The organism is Stenotrophomonas sp. Br8 (assembly GCF_014763005.1).
Lineage (GTDB): Bacteria > Pseudomonadota > Gammaproteobacteria > Xanthomonadales > Xanthomonadaceae > Stenotrophomonas > Stenotrophomonas lactitubi.
Genome location: NZ_JACGTN010000003.1, coordinates 412,411 through 426,190 on the forward strand (window position 1 = coordinate 412,411; position 13,780 = coordinate 426,190).

The 13,780-nt window shown below is 65.5% G+C and carries 12 protein-coding genes; 8 read left to right on the forward strand and 4 right to left on the reverse strand.

The window, feature by feature from the left end:
- Positions 1 to 178: 178 nt before the first annotated feature.
- Positions 179 to 1,459, forward strand: a complete 1,281-nt coding sequence (locus tag H3005_RS03200; RefSeq protein ID WP_100552058.1) for an MFS transporter — start codon at positions 179 to 181, stop codon at positions 1,457 to 1,459.
- Here the strand turns inward: H3005_RS03200 and H3005_RS03205 are convergent, their stop codons facing one another.
- Together H3005_RS03205 and H3005_RS03210 are read right to left on the reverse strand one after the other, a co-directional pair.
- Entirely contained in the window at positions 1,460 to 1,921 is a 462-nt protein-coding gene (locus H3005_RS03205) for a bacteriohemerythrin (RefSeq protein WP_025875341.1), read from the reverse strand.
- An 85-nt stretch (positions 1,922 to 2,006) separates the two neighbouring features.
- Positions 2,007 to 3,350 carry a diguanylate cyclase gene (locus H3005_RS03210; RefSeq protein ID WP_089239961.1) on the reverse strand — a complete coding sequence of 448 codons (1,344 nt, stop codon included), beginning with the start codon at positions 3,348 to 3,350 and terminating at the stop codon, positions 2,007 to 2,009.
- 202 nt (positions 3,351 to 3,552) lie between these two features.
- Here H3005_RS03210 and H3005_RS03215 point away from each other — a divergent pair, with 202 nt between their 5' ends.
- Positions 3,553 to 3,939 (forward strand): hypothetical protein, encoded by a 387-nt coding sequence (locus H3005_RS03215; RefSeq protein WP_223880014.1) that lies wholly within the window; start codon positions 3,553 to 3,555, stop codon positions 3,937 to 3,939.
- A 112-nt stretch (positions 3,940 to 4,051) separates the two neighbouring features.
- On the opposite strand, the gene H3005_RS03220 is transcribed toward H3005_RS03215, so the two are convergent.
- Together H3005_RS03220 and H3005_RS03225 are read right to left on the reverse strand one after the other, a co-directional pair.
- Positions 4,052 to 5,662, reverse strand: coding sequence for an MASE1 domain-containing protein (locus H3005_RS03220; RefSeq protein ID WP_243381702.1), 1,611 nt, complete (start codon positions 5,660 to 5,662; stop codon positions 4,052 to 4,054).
- A gap of 197 nt (positions 5,663 to 5,859) precedes the next feature.
- Positions 5,860 to 7,098, reverse strand: coding sequence for an FAD-binding oxidoreductase (locus tag H3005_RS03225; protein WP_223880043.1), 1,239 nt, complete (start codon positions 7,096 to 7,098; stop codon positions 5,860 to 5,862).
- Positions 7,099 to 7,298: 200 nt separating this feature from the next.
- On the opposite strand from H3005_RS03225, the gene H3005_RS03230 reads away from it, so the two are divergent.
- From H3005_RS03230 to H3005_RS03255, 6 genes are all read left to right on the forward strand, one after another.
- On the forward strand, positions 7,299 to 8,060 hold the full coding sequence (locus H3005_RS03230; protein ID WP_191077573.1) for a gamma-glutamyl-gamma-aminobutyrate hydrolase family protein: 762 nt from the start codon (positions 7,299 to 7,301) through the stop codon (positions 8,058 to 8,060).
- Positions 8,057 to 9,451 carry a glutamine synthetase family protein gene (locus H3005_RS03235; protein ID WP_089239973.1) on the forward strand — a complete coding sequence of 465 codons (1,395 nt, stop codon included), beginning with the start codon at positions 8,057 to 8,059 and terminating at the stop codon, positions 9,449 to 9,451. Before H3005_RS03230 ends, H3005_RS03235 begins: the two co-directional genes overlap by 4 nt.
- Before the next feature lie 91 nt (positions 9,452 to 9,542).
- Positions 9,543 to 10,652 (forward strand): polyamine ABC transporter substrate-binding protein, encoded by a 1,110-nt coding sequence (locus H3005_RS03240; protein WP_100552063.1) that lies wholly within the window; start codon positions 9,543 to 9,545, stop codon positions 10,650 to 10,652.
- Between the two features lie 189 nt (positions 10,653 to 10,841).
- Positions 10,842 to 11,978 (forward strand): polyamine ABC transporter ATP-binding protein, encoded by a 1,137-nt coding sequence (potA, locus tag H3005_RS03245; RefSeq protein WP_191077574.1) that lies wholly within the window; start codon positions 10,842 to 10,844, stop codon positions 11,976 to 11,978.
- On the forward strand, positions 11,975 to 12,907 hold the full coding sequence (locus tag H3005_RS03250; RefSeq protein WP_089239977.1) for an ABC transporter permease subunit: 933 nt from the start codon (positions 11,975 to 11,977) through the stop codon (positions 12,905 to 12,907). The genes potA and H3005_RS03250 overlap by 4 nt, the downstream gene beginning before the upstream one ends.
- Positions 12,904 to 13,746: an ABC transporter permease subunit gene (locus H3005_RS03255; RefSeq protein ID WP_100464457.1), complete on the forward strand. Its 843-nt coding sequence runs from the start codon at positions 12,904 to 12,906 to the stop codon at positions 13,744 to 13,746. The genes H3005_RS03250 and H3005_RS03255 overlap by 4 nt, the downstream gene beginning before the upstream one ends.
- The last annotated feature ends 34 nt before the right edge of the window (positions 13,747 to 13,780 follow it).

Genomic DNA, 13,780 nt, shown 5'->3' on the forward strand with positions numbered 1-13,780 from the left:
CCTTGGTTGGCGCCGGGCAGATTCATCCACGCATGGCGTGGATCTACTGTAGAGGCGGCATGGTGGGATTCATCCACGCAGAAAGAATTCGTTGGCGTCGGTGTCGCCTGAAACCATTGCCCCGGGGGGACCGCCAAGCGTGGCAGAATCGGTCGATCCGCCGTTACCCGCCTTGCCGATGTCGACGATCACCGCTGCCGCGCCACCCGTGAATTCTCCCCGCCGTGTCCTGCTGGCCAGCCTGATCGGTACCACCATCGAGTTCTTCGACTTCTACATCTACGCCACCGCCGCGGTGCTGGTGTTCCCGCACCTGTTCTTCCCGGAAAGCAGTGACCAGGCCGCATTGCTGCAGTCGCTGGCGACCTTCGCGGTGGCCTTCATCGCGCGCCCGGTCGGCTCAGCGGTGTTCGGCCACTTCGGTGACCGTATCGGCCGCAAGGCCACACTGGTGGCTGCATTGCTGACCATGGGCCTGTCCACGGTCGCCATCGGCCTGCTGCCGACCCATGCGCAGATCGGCCTGTGGGCGCCGGCGCTGCTGGCCCTGTGCCGCTTCGGCCAGGGTCTGGGCCTGGGAGGCGAGTGGGGTGGGGCGGTGCTGCTGGCCACCGAAAACGCACCGCCGGGCAAACGCGCCTGGTACGGCATGTTCCCGCAGTTGGGTGCACCGATCGGCTTCCTGCTGTCAGCGGGCATCTTCCTGCTGCTCGGTCGCTGCCTGGGCCAGGACGATTTCCTGCAATGGGGCTGGCGCATTCCGTTCGTGGCCAGCGCACTGCTGGTCGGCCTGGGCCTGTGGGTGCGCCTGAACATCCATGAGACGCCGGATTTCAAACGCGCGCTGGAGCGCAAGGCGCCGGTGCGCCTGCCGATGTGGACGGTGCTGCGCGACCATCCGCTGCCGATGCTGCTGGGCACGCTGGGTGCATTCGCCACCTTCGTGCTGTTCTACCTGATGACAGTGTTCAGCCTCGGCCACGGCACCGCCGTGCTGGGATACAGCCGCGAACAGTTCCTGCTGATGCAGATGGTGGCGATGCTGTTCTTCGCCGCCGGCATCCCGCTGTCGGCACGTTACGGCGACCGCTGGGGGACACGCCGCACGATGGCCATCGCCAGTCTGCTGATCATCGGCTTCGGCGTGCTGTTCGCACCGTTGTTCCAGCCCGGCAGCCCGTGGCTGGTGCTGACGTTCCTGTGCCTGGGCCTGTTCCTGATGGGGCTGACCTACGGCCCCTGCGGCACCTTCCTGGCCGAGATCTACCCGGTGGAGGTGCGCTACACCGGCGCCTCGCTGTCGTTCAACCTGGCGGGCATTCTTGGTGCAGCGCCGGCGCCGTACCTGGCGACCTGGCTGGCCGAGCGATACGGGCTGGTCGCGGTCGGCTACTACCTGTGCCTGACCGCGGTGGTCACGTTGTGTGCGCTGCTGGCACTGCAGCGCCGCCAGCACTGATCAGCCGAAGAAGCGCTTGAGCGTGCGGCCCAGCCAGCCGCCGCTCTGGTGTTCGCGGGCAAACTGGTTCAGGTGCTGCTTGACCTGTTCGGCATAGGCCTGGTCGTCGCCGCGGATGTGGTTGAACAGCCAGCGCGAGAGCATGGTGCGCAGCTCGTCACTGATGTCCTCGCCGGCCTGGAAGCGCATGCGGTATTCCGATACCCGCTTGATGAAGACCTCATGCACACGTTTGTGCGCGGCGCAGAACGGATAGCCCGCTTCCTCCATCAGCTCTTCTTCGAATGCGAAGTGCGACATGGTGTAGTCCACCACCTCGTCGATCACTTCGCCTACCGCCGCGCGCTGCAGGCTGGTCTGCGCCACGTGCAGGTGGTTGAGCATCTCGATGATGCGGCGGTGTTGTTGATCGATCACATCGATGCCGATGTTCAGATCGTCCTGCCAGACCAGTAGTGCCATCCCCGGCTCCCCTTCATGCTGATGTCGGGGCCGACTGTAGAGGCGCCGCCCGCAGGCGGCGTTGATCTGGATCAAAGCATGCCGGTCAGGACAGCGCAGCCTCGCGCGGACGCAACGGGCTGGCCACCGTGGTGCAGCTGACCCGGTTGCGGCCGCCGGCCTTGGCCAGGTACAGCTGGCGATCGGCCTCGGAAATCAGCCGGTGCAGGGCATCGCGCTGCGGCCGCAGGCAGCACAGGCCGATGCTGACCGTCATGCGCAGGGTGGCGCTGCCGATGTCCACTTCCAGCGCGGCGATGCGCTGGCGCAGCTCCTCGAAATAGAGCAGCGCTTCGTCCTGTTCCATGTCCGGCACCAGCAGGCAGAATTCCTCGCCGCCGAAGCGCGCGATCAGGTCCTGGCTGCGCGCGTGGTCGCCGACGGCACGGGCTACCGCACGCAGCGCATCGTCACCGGCTTCGTGGCCGTGGGTGTCGTTGATGTGTTTGAAATGGTCGATGTCGATCATCGCCACCGCCACGCACTGGCCATGCAGCTGCAGTTGCGGCAGCTGGCGCTGGCTCTGTTCCAGGAAGCAGCGGCGGTTGGGCAGGCCGGTGAGGAAATCGCGGGTGGCCAGGTCCTGCAGCGTGCCGATCAGCTCCAGCTGGTCGACGTTCTGCGACACACGGCAGAAGAACTCTTCGCGCGAGAAGGGCTTGCGCAGGAAGTCATTGGCGCCGTTCTTCAGGAAACGCGGGATCAGCGACGCATCGGTATTGCCGGAAATGCCGATCACCGCCACCTTGTCGCGCGAACGCAGGGTGCGCAGGCGACGGGTGAACTCCACGCCCTGCATGCCCGGCATTTCCTGGTCGACCACGGCCAGGCGGATCGCCGGGTGGGCCTCGATCGCCGCCAGGCCTTCGTTGCCATCGGCCGCTTCGTAGACCTCGTGACCGTACATGCGCAGCAGGGCGGCGGCATAGCCACGCGCGGACGGCGAGTCGTCCACCACCAGCGCGGCGATGCGCCGGTTGCGCTCCAGGCGCTGCACCAGCCAGACCAGATAGTCGATGCTGCCCGGGGTGTTCTTCAGTACGTAGTCGATGATCTGCTGCTGCAGCACGCGCTTGCGCAGGTCCTCGTCATACACACCGCTGACCACCACGGTGGGCAGGTTGCGCTTGAGGAAGAACTCGACCACCGCGTCGCGGTCACCATCGGCCAGCACCAGCCCGGTCAGGACCAGGAACCAGCCGTCCTCGGTGCTGAGCAGCCGGTCGGCCTCGGCCAGCGAGCTGGCCACCACCACCGGCAGCTCCAGGCGTTGTTCGATTGCCTCGCGCAGCATGCCGGTGAACGCGCGCGAGTTTTCCACCAGCAGGATCCGCTGAGGCAGGGGATCGGTCAGGTCGCCATCCAGAGCGGCCTGCGACAGGACGGGCATGATGCGGTGGCTCATGTGGGAAAGTCTTGGCACGGATAGCGGCGGTTTCGGGCGTAACTTTAGGACGAAAACGTCCATGCCCGTCGCTTGGCCAATTGATTGGACAGGAAGCGGTTAGTATCTGCTGGAGGTTCCCGACGTTAACTTCGACCTGGAGGTCATTGTGCGATTTTCATGTTTTGGTGCGGCTACTGGATTTCTGATGCTTGCCGCGGCCCCGGCAATCGCGGGCGGTCCGTCGGATTTCCATGGAAAGCCGTTGGCTACGGCTGGATTGGGGCAGGCCAGTCCGGCCGCGATCAATCTCAGCCAGGACCCCAGCTGGCAGCTGTATGGATTCCAGCGTGACGGCATCACCTATCTGCAGGTGAATGACCTGCTCGGAAATGTGCAGCTGATCATCGGCAATGCAGGAGGCACCTACTGGGTGCTGCCGGCAGGCAACAACGCAGCCCGGGTTTCGCTGCCCCAGCAGCAGATCCAGATTCCGGCAGGTGCCAGTCGCTCGCAGATCTACAGCGGCAGTGATTTCTCGCTGGTGCGCTATCGCAGTGGCGGCGACGTCATCTGGTCGGTTGAAACACCGTAAAGACGGTGAAGTACGCAGCGGCGTCGGGATCTCCCACGCCGCTGCGTTTGCCGCGATGGATGTGGCCGAAGCGCGATATGCGGCAAGGGAGGCCCTCGGCGGATACCGGCCGTCAGGTCTGGGTCTGCGAGTTTCCCTGCCCGAAGGCCGTCACGTGATCCATTGGGTTGAACGACGCCAGGCCGAGGGCAGCGGAATCACCCGTTTCCACCATCGCCATCCGTATCCGGTTCCGATGGCACTGCACCGTTCCGCCATAGGCAATCGTCCGGCCAGCCAAGCGCTCCACTGTGGCGGTGACGGTGGACGGTGCCAGGCTGCGATATGAATCCAGCAGTGCGACCGTCATCAGGATGCCGCGGCGTCCGCCTGCCTGGCCGCAACGCACGCGGATGCGGATCTGGCCTGATTCACTGTTGATCAACAGCGAAACGGCATCGGTGAGGGCGCGATAGGCGGCCAGCTGCAGGCCGACACTGAGCTGACAGGGATCGCCGAGCAGGCGAGGGCGCATCACCCGATGGCTCAGGTCCCAGGTTTCACGTACGCCGCCGGCCTGGAGGGCGACATAGAGCCCAAGATGTTCCAGCGCAGCGGGGTAGACCATGCTGGTCTGTTCCCGGAACTGTCGCGAATGGACCGAAGCCATGTGCAGGAGACTGTTCGCTATCGTGGGATGGCCCTGAGCATTGAGCCAGTTCACCACCTCGCTGAGCGAGGTGTCGATGCCGTCCCCCAGTTTCCTCAGGTGCCGGGCGCGCTCGCGGAGATCAAGCTCGCTTGCCACCAGTGAATTACGCGCATGCTTGAGCGCATCTTTTTCACCCACTTCGCCCAGTCTCGAACGGTGGTAGTAGTGGGTGATGCGCGAGCCCAGCACCAGCAGCGCAGCGCCGGTGACCGCCATGATCTGCTGGGTTGCGAAGGCGGCTGGATCGAACGCACCCGTGTAGGGGCTGGGCGTGGTCAGGCCAATGATCAGGTTGAGCGAGGGCACGCCGATCGCCGCACCTCGCCAGCCGTACAGGCAGGTAAGCACGACGACCGGCAGCGCCATCAGCAGCTGCATCGACGTCTTGGCGTTGACTTCGTCCAGGGGCAGCTGTGCGGCATACAGGCCAATCATCGCCATCAGCGTCAGAGCAGCGAGTGCAGGCGGGGCGAAACCCGACGTCCATCGGGCGTTGCTGGTCCGTCGTGTCCACAATAATGCGAGTGGCGCAAGGGTCAGAATGCCGATGAAGTCGCCGACGACCAAGCGCGCGATGCTGGCAAGTACCGGCATCTCCGGTGGTGTCGGCCACAGAAGGTGTGCCAGCACCAGATTGAGCGCCGTGACCACCAGCGCCGACGCCGCCGCGACTGAAATCAGCCACGCGTTCTTCGTGTTCAGCATCATCTTCCGGTGCAGATGCACGATCAGCATCACGGCAGGCATCAGCAGTGCCGAACCCAGCACGATCCAGGCCAGCCCATACTTCTCGATCATTGGCACGCGCATCTGCGCAAAGTAGGCATATTCGCCCAGCAGCAGATATGGCCACCAGCGAGGGGGGAACAACAACACTGCAGCGACGCGGACGCCGGCAGGCAGATAGAACTGGTCGAGCGACAACTGGCGCGACGCCCAGCATGCGACGGCGTACAGCAGCGCAAGGACCAGCCCCGCCGGGCGGATACGCAACTTCAACTGCAGGCCTTCATTCCACCAGTTCAATCGCACTACCCCTTCACAGTACGTTCCCTGTCAGCATCCATTCGCCGCGGGACCCGGTTCTTACCGACGGTATCGACACACGTTCGATTATGCAATCGCCTCAGTGGTCTGCCCGACAAGTGGGAAAGTCATCACATGATTACCTGCGGCGACGAGTTTCACAGTTTTCGGGGGGCGGTAGATTCAGCTCGCTTCCCGATGACTCACCACAGCGCATCCCGCAGTTTGTACCAGGACATGGCCGCTACCAGCAGCGGCATGCGCAGCAGGCGTCCGCCGGGGAAGGGCGCATGCTGCAGGCGCTGGAACACGTCCAGACGCTCGCTCTGGCCCGCAATCGCGGCGGCGATGACCTCGCCGGCCAGCCCGGCCGCTGCCACACCGTGGCCGGAGAAGCCCTGCGCGAAGTACAGATTTCCATCCAGCCTGCCCCAGTGCGGGGCGCGGTTGCGGGTGATATCCACGTAACCGCCCCAGACCTGCTGCAGCGGAATGTCGGCCAACTGCGGGAACACCTGGTGCATGCGCCGCTGCATCACCCGGTGCAGGCCGGGCGGGGGCAGCGCGGAATAGCTGGCACGGCCGCCGAACAACAGGCGGTGGTCATGGCTGAGGCGGAAATAGTCCAGCGCCCAGGCGGTATCGGAGACCGCCATGTTGTTGCCGATCAGGGCCTGTGCGCGCTCGGCACCCAGCGGCGCGCTGGCGCCGATATACGTTCCGACCGGCATGATGCGGCGTTCCAGCTCAGGCACCAGCCCCTGCAGCAGGGCGTTGCCGGCCACCACCAGCTGCGGCGCGCGCACGCTGCCGTGGTCGGTATGCAGCACCGCGTGTGCACCACGTTGAATGCGCGTTACCGGCGACTGTTCGTGGATGACCACGCCGGCCGCGCGCGCGGCATCGGCCAGCCCACGGGCGTAGGCCAGCGGATGCAGGTGCGCGCTGAGCGGGTCGAACATCGCCGCGCGGTAGCGCGGGCTGTCCAGCTGCATGCGCAGGGTATCGCGCGGCCACCACTGCATCGGGTAGTCGTAGTGCTGCTGCAGATGCTCGCAGTTGGCGCGCAGGTCCTGCTCGTGGCGTGCGCGGATGGCGACGCTGGCGTGGCCCTGCACCCAATGGCAATCGATGCCATGCCGGTCGATGCGCGCGCGCATCGCCTGTACCGCGTCACGCGACCAGTCGAACAGGTGGCGTGCATCGTCCCGGCCGAGCTGGCGTTCCAGCTCGTCCACTTCACACCCGTAGCCCACCAGCGCCTGGCCACCATTGCGGCCAGAGGCTCCCCAGCCGATCCGTTGTGCCTCCAGCAGCACCACCCGCTGGCCGCGCAGGGCCAGTTCCAGTGCGGCGGTGAGGCCGGTATAGCCGGCGCCCAGTACCGCTACATCGGCCTGCAGCTCACCGCGCAGTGGCGGCAACGCGGGCGTTTCGGGCAGGCTGCTGGCGTACCAGCTGGGCGGGAAGGCGGCGCTCACCGGCGGCCTCGCAGAAGCGGGAAAGGGCGTCGGAGCGGGGGAGGACGGTCGGGCTTCACGCCGATAGTTTGGCCCAAGCGGAGCGCCCGTGGTGTGAGGGCAGCGGCTTGCCGTTGCCAGTGCCGGGCGGGTAACGTGATTGCACGCCAAGGAGTCTTCCCATGCGCCGCCTGCCCTGGGTGGGCCTGCCCACCGACAGCACCGTGCTCGGCCATCATCGTTTCGCGGTGGCCGGGGAAAAATATGTGCGTGCCTTGGTTGACGCTGCGCAGGCAACGCCACTGGTGCTGCCGAGCCTGCAGCCGCCGCTGCCGGCACGCGACTGGTTGCAGGGCCTGGACGGCCTGCTGCTGACCGGCGCGGTCAGCAACATCGAGCCGCAGCATTACGAAGGGGGCCGCACCTGGGAGGGCAACCTGCACGACACGGCCCGCGATGCCACGGCGTTCGCCCTGCTGCACGAGGCGCTGGCGATGGATCTGCCGGTGCTGGCGATCTGCCGCGGCTTCCAGGAATTGAATGTGGCGCTCGGCGGCACGCTTCATCCGCAGGTGCATGCGGTGCCTGGCCTGACCGATCATCGTGAAGACCCGCAGGCGCCGGTGCAGGTCCAATATGGGCCCGCTCATGCGATCACCCTGGCCGATGGTGGTTGGCTGGCACAGTGGTCTGCCGGCGATCGGGTACAGGTCAATTCGGTGCACGGGCAGGGCATTGCGAGGTTGGCCGAAGGCCTGCAGATCGAGGCCCGGGCCGATGATGGCCTGGTCGAAGCGGCACGCAGCCAGCGCCATCGATTCGTGCTCGGCGTACAGTGGCACCCGGAGTGGCGGGTCATGCAGACGCCGTTCTATCACGCTATTTTCCGTGCGTTCGGCCAAGCTTGCCGGCAGCACCAACAGAATCGACTGGAATCCCCATGAGTTCGCGAACGCGCCCGCGCAAGACGGCTACGCCCACGCCACCGCAGGAAAGCAGCCTGCTGCGCTGGCTGAAGGAGCGGCGCATCACCGAGGTCGAATGCCTGGTTCCGGACATCACCGGCAATGCGCGTGGCAAGATCATCCCCGCCGACAAGTTCTCGCACGATTACGGCACACGCTTGCCGGAGGGCATCTTCGCGACCACGGTCACCGGCGAATTCCCGGACGACTACTACGACCTGACTTCGCCGTCGGACTCGGACATGATCCTGCGCCCCGACCCGGACACCGTGCGCATGGTGCCGTGGGCAACCGATCCGACCGCGCAGGTCATCCACGACTGCTACACCAAGAACGGCGAGCCGCACGAACTGGCCCCGCGCAACGTGCTGCGCCGGGTGCTGGATGCCTACACCGAGCTCGGCCTGCGACCGGTGGTTGCGCCCGAGCTGGAGTTCTTCCTGGTGCAGAAGAACACCGATCCGGATTTCCCGCTGCTGCCCCCGGCTGGCCGCTCGGGGCGCCCGGAAACGGCGCGGCAGTCGTACTCGATCGACGCGGTCAACGAGTTCGACCCGATCCTCGATCTGATGTACGACTACTGCGATGCGATGAAGCTGGACGTGGACACGCTGATCCACGAATCCGGCGCAGCGCAGCTGGAGGTCAACTTCACCCACGCCAATGCGATGGATCTGGCCGATCAGGTGTTCCTGTTCAAGCGCACCATGCGCGAGTCGGCGATGCGCCACGGGGTGTATGCCACCTTCCTGGCCAAGCCGATGGAGAACGAGCCGGGTAGTGCGATGCACATCCACCAGAGCCTGCTGCGGATCAGTGATGGCCAGAACGTGTTCACCGGCGAGCACGGCGGTGAGGATTTCAGCCCGCTGTTCGCCCACTACCTGGCCGGCCTGCAGAAGTATGTGCCGATGGCCATGGCGTTCTTCGCGCCGAACGTGAATTCCTACCGGCGCCTGGTGTTCGGCGAAGTCTCGCCGAGCAACGTGCACTGGGGCTTCGACAATCGCACCTGTGGCCTGCGGGTACCGCTGGATACGCCGGAAAACATGCGGGTGGAAAGCCGCTTCGCCGGTTCCGATGCCAACCCTTACCTGGCGATGGCCGCAACCCTGGCCTGTGGCCTGCTCGGCATCCGCGAGCGCCTCGCGCCGGATGCACCGGTGACCGGCAGCGCCAAGGAGCTGGGCTACGACCTGCCGCGTTCGCTGGGTGAAGCGCTGGACGGGCTGGAGCAGTGCAGCGAGCTGCAGGCATTGCTGGGCGAGCGCTTCTGCCGCGCCTACATCTCGGTCAAGCGCAAGGAATACGAGACCTTCTTCCGTGTGATCAGTTCGTGGGAGCGCGAGTTCCTGCTGCTGAACGTGTGAAGGCCGCGAATAGAAAAATCCGTCGCCGGGGGGTAGGCTGGCACCCGTCGCCGGCCCGGCCGGCCCCCCTTTCCGCATTCTGGAGCACCCGATGAAGCTGCGTATCCTCACGCTCGGCCTGGCCTCCGCCATGCTTTCCGCCTGTGGCGGCGGCAACGGCGGCGGACAGGACAGCAAGGTCCTGAACGTCTACAACTACAGCGACTACATCGCCGAAGACACCATCCCGAACTTCGAGAAGCAGAGCGGGATCAAGGTCACCTACGATGTGTTCGACAGTGACGAGATGGTCGAGACCAAGCTGCTGGCCGGCAACAGCGGCTACGACGTGGTGGTGCCGACGCTGAACTTCTTCGGCCGGCAGATCCAGGCCGGTGTGTTCCTGCCGCTGGACAAGTCGAAGATCCCGAACCTGGCCAACCTCGACCCGGCGGTGATGAAGCGCATCGCCACCCAGGATCCGGGCAACCAGTACGGCGTGCCGTACATGATCGGCACTACCGGCATCGGCTACAACGTGGACATGCTGAAGGAGCGTTTCGGTGGCAGCGCCGACATCGCCAACAGCTGGGACCTGGTGTTCAAGCCGGAAAACATCAGCAAGATGAAGGACTGCGGCGTGACCATCCTGGACACGCCGGCGGACATGATTCCGATCGCGCTGCACTACCTCGGCCTGGATCCGCACAGCGGCGATCCGGCCGACCTGCAGAAGGCGGCCGACCTGCTGAAGTCGATCCGTCCGTACGTGCAGAACTTCCACTCCTCGCAGTACGTTGGCTCGCTGGCCAACGGCGGCACCTGCCTGGTGGTGGGCTGGTCGGGTGACATCATCCAGGCCCGCGACCGTGCGGCCGAAGCCAGCAATGGCGTGCACGTGGCCTATTCGATTCCCAAGGAAGGCGCGCCGCAGTGGTTCGACATGCTGGCCATCCCGAAGGATGCCAAGCATCCGGAAGCGGCCTACGCGTTCATCAACTACCTGCTGGAACCGAAGGTGGCCGCGGCCAACACCAACTTCATCCACTACGGCAATCCGGTACCGACCGCGACCCCGCTGGTGGACGAGGCGATCCGCACCGACCCGACCATCTACCCGCCGGCCGACGTGGCCGAGAAGATGTTCACCTATTCGATCAACACGCCGGAGACCGACAAGCTCTACACCCGGCTGTGGACCGAGGTGAAGACCGGCAGGTAAGGGCCGGCTGGCAGGTGGGTGCCGACCGTTGGTCGGCACGCTTTCCCGGCAGGGCCGACCAACGGTCGGCACCCACCAGATCTGCAGATCCCCCCGGCCCGGTGGGTGCCGCCCGTCGGCCGGCACGCACTTGCGGCCCCCGGCCGTTAGAATGGCGGCCGCTGTCCACCGCCCGCTCCCGGAGCCCCCATGCCCGTTGAAGCCCAGCCGGAAGCCGCCGTCGTCGAAGCGACCGGTGTGCCCGGCTATCTCTCCATTCGTGATCTGCGCAAGGAATTCGATGGCTTCGTCGCCGTCGATGACGTCAACCTGGATGTCCGCAAGGGCGAGATATTCGCCCTGCTGGGCGGCTCGGGCAGCGGCAAATCGACCCTGCTGCGCTGCCTCGGTGGCTTCGAGACGCCCACCAAGGGCAGCATCACCGTCGATGGCCAGCGGATGGATGCACTGCCGCCGTACCAGCGGCCGGTCAACATGATGTTCCAGTCCTACGCCCTGTTCCCGCATATGACCGTGGAGCAGAACATCGCCTTCGGCCTGAAGCAGGACGGGCTCGACCGCGAGGCCATCGGCAAGCGGGTGGGCGAGATGCTCGACCTGGTGCAGATGGGCCACCTGGGCAAGCGCAAGCCGCACCAGTTGTCCGGCGGCCAGCAGCAGCGCGTGGCGCTGGCGCGGTCGCTGGCCAAGGGGCCCAAGCTGTTGCTGCTGGACGAACCGATGGGCGCGCTGGACAAGAAGCTGCGCTCGCAGATGCAGCTGGAGCTGGTCAGCATCATCGAATCCTCGGGCGTGACCTGCGTGATGGTCACCCACGACCAGGAAGAGGCGATGACCATGGCCACGCGCATCGCGGTGATGGACGCCGGCTGGATCCAGCAGGTCGGCAAGCCCGACGAGGTCTACGAGCAGCCGGCCAACCGCTTCGTCGCCGAGTTCATCGGTTCGGTGAACCTGTTCGACGGCGTGATCGACGAGGACCTGCCCGAATACGTGACCGTGCGCTCGCCGCTGTTCCCGGCGCCGGTCTACATCGCCCACGGCATCACCTGTTATGAAGGGCAGCCGGTCGCGTTCGCGCTGCGCCCGGAGAAGGTGATGATCGGCAAGGACGAGCCGGAAGGGCACACCAACAAGGCGCAGGGCGTGATCGAGGACATCGCCTACTTCGGCAGCCATTCGGTCTACCACGTGCGCCTGCCCAGTGGTGCCAAGGTGCTGGCCAACTTCGCCAACTCGCAGCGCTGGGCCAGCGATGGCCTGACCTGGGGCGACGAGGTGTGGGTGCACTGGCGTGACAACGACGGCGTGGTGCTGACCTCATGAGCACGGCGGGCCTGAAGCGCTGGCTGCCGGGCACGCGTGCCACGGTCATCGGCATTCCGTACCTGTGGCTGCTGCTGTTCTTCGCCGTGCCGTTCCTGATCGTGCTGATGATCAGTTTCTCGCACAGCCGGGTCGGCTCGCCGCCGTATACCTGGTTGCTGCAGTACGTCGATGGCGGCCTTTCACTGAAGCTCAACCTCGAGAACTACCTGGCGCTGTTCCGCGATTCGATCTACGCGCAGGCGTTCCTGAGCTCGATCAAGATCGCCGCGATCTCGACCTTCCTCACCCTGCTGATCGGCTATCCGATGGCCTATGCCATCGCCCGCCTGTCGCCGGCCGCGCGCAACGTGGCGATGATGCTGGTGGTGCTGCCGTCGTGGACTTCGTTCCTGATCCGCGTCTATGCCTGGAAGGCGATCCTGGACCGCAACGGCCTGCTCGACCAGTTCCTGCAGTACACCGGCCTGCAGACGCTGATGACCAACATGGGCCTGCCCAAGCTGCAGCTGATCGATACCCCGACCGCCGCCTATATCGGCATCGTGTACTGCTATCTGCCGTTCATGGTGCTGCCGCTGTACGCCAACCTGGTCAAGCATGACCACCGCCTGCTGGAAGCGGCCTACGATCTCGGTGCCAAGCCGTGGCAGGCGTTCCTGCGCATCACCCTGCCGCTGTCGAAGGCGGGCATCATCGCCGGCTGCATGCTGGTGATGATTCCGGCGATCGGCGAGTTCGTGATCCCGGAAATGCTCGGTGGCTCGGAAACGCTGATGGTCGGTCGCCAGCTGTGGAACGAGTTCTTCAACAACCGCAACTGGCCGGGCGCCTCAGCGATGGCAGTGGCGATGATCCTGTTGCTGCTGGTGCCGATCCTGCTGTTCAACCGATCCCAGCAGCGACTGCTGGAAGGGAAGCAGGCATGAGCCCGCGTTCTGCCAAAGGCCTGGGGCTGGGCGTGCTGCTGCTCGGCTTCGCCTTCCTGTACCTGCCGATCCTGCTGCTGATGTTCTATTCGTTCAACAGCTCGCGGTTGGCCATGGTCTGGGCCGGGTTCTCCACCCGCGCTTACAGCGATCTGTTTGCCGACCGCGCGCTGATGGATGCGATGTGGACCAGCCTGGTGGTCGCGTTCTGGACCGCCTGTACCGCCACCGTGCTCGGCACGCTGGCGGCGATGGTGATGACCCGCTTCAAGCGCTTCCGCGGCAAGCCGTTTTTCGGTGCGCTGGTGACCGCGCCGCTGGTGATGCCGGACGTGATCCTCGGCTTCTCGCTGATGGCACTGCTGGCCTCGATGGGCGCGATTCCGGGTTTCCCGGCGCGTGGCCTTGCCACCATCTGGATCGCCCACGTCACCTTCACCCTGTGCTTCGTCACCGTGGTGGTGTCCTCGCGCCTGCAGGAGATGGACCTGTCGCTGGAAGAGGCGGCGATGGACCTGGGCGCGAGCCGGCTGACCGTGTTCGGCCGCATCACCCTGCCGATCATCGCGCCGGCGCTGGTGGCCGGCTGGCTGCTCGCCTTCACCTTGTCGCTGGATGACGTAGTGGTGGCCAGCTTCGTCGCCACGCCGGGCTCGACCACGCTGCCGATGAAGGTGTTCGCCTCGGTGCGCATGGGCATCAGCCCGAAGATCAATGCGCTGGCCACGCTGCTGGTGTCGGCGGTGTCGATTGCCGCGGTGATCGGCTGGTACATCAACGCGCGTGCCGAGAAGCGACGCCAGCGCGATCTGCAGCTGGCACGCCAGGACAACGGCTGAGCCAGCAACATCCGGCTCACGGCGGCCGGCGCAC

What these genes read in the sequence shown, in the direction of transcription:
- H3005_RS03200 (WP_100552058.1), top strand. Translation starts at nt 179, where the DNA reads ATGTCGACGATCACCGCTGCCGCGCCACCCGTGAATTCTCCCCGCCGT.
- H3005_RS03205 (WP_025875341.1), bottom strand. Translation starts at nt 1,921, where the DNA reads ATGGCACTACTGGTCTGGCAGGACGATCTGAACATCGGCATCGATGTG.
- H3005_RS03210 (WP_089239961.1), bottom strand. Translation starts at nt 3,350, where the DNA reads ATGCCCGTCCTGTCGCAGGCCGCTCTGGATGGCGACCTGACCGATCCC.
- H3005_RS03215 (WP_223880014.1), top strand. Translation starts at nt 3,553, where the DNA reads ATGCTTGCCGCGGCCCCGGCAATCGCGGGCGGTCCGTCGGATTTCCAT.
- H3005_RS03230 (WP_191077573.1), top strand. Translation starts at nt 7,299, where the DNA reads ATGCGCCGCCTGCCCTGGGTGGGCCTGCCCACCGACAGCACCGTGCTC.
- H3005_RS03235 (WP_089239973.1), top strand. Translation starts at nt 8,057, where the DNA reads ATGAGTTCGCGAACGCGCCCGCGCAAGACGGCTACGCCCACGCCACCG.
- H3005_RS03240 (WP_100552063.1), top strand. Translation starts at nt 9,543, where the DNA reads ATGAAGCTGCGTATCCTCACGCTCGGCCTGGCCTCCGCCATGCTTTCC.
- potA (WP_191077574.1), top strand. Translation starts at nt 10,842, where the DNA reads ATGCCCGTTGAAGCCCAGCCGGAAGCCGCCGTCGTCGAAGCGACCGGT.
- H3005_RS03250 (WP_089239977.1), top strand. Translation starts at nt 11,975, where the DNA reads ATGAGCACGGCGGGCCTGAAGCGCTGGCTGCCGGGCACGCGTGCCACG.
- H3005_RS03255 (WP_100464457.1), top strand. Translation starts at nt 12,904, where the DNA reads ATGAGCCCGCGTTCTGCCAAAGGCCTGGGGCTGGGCGTGCTGCTGCTC.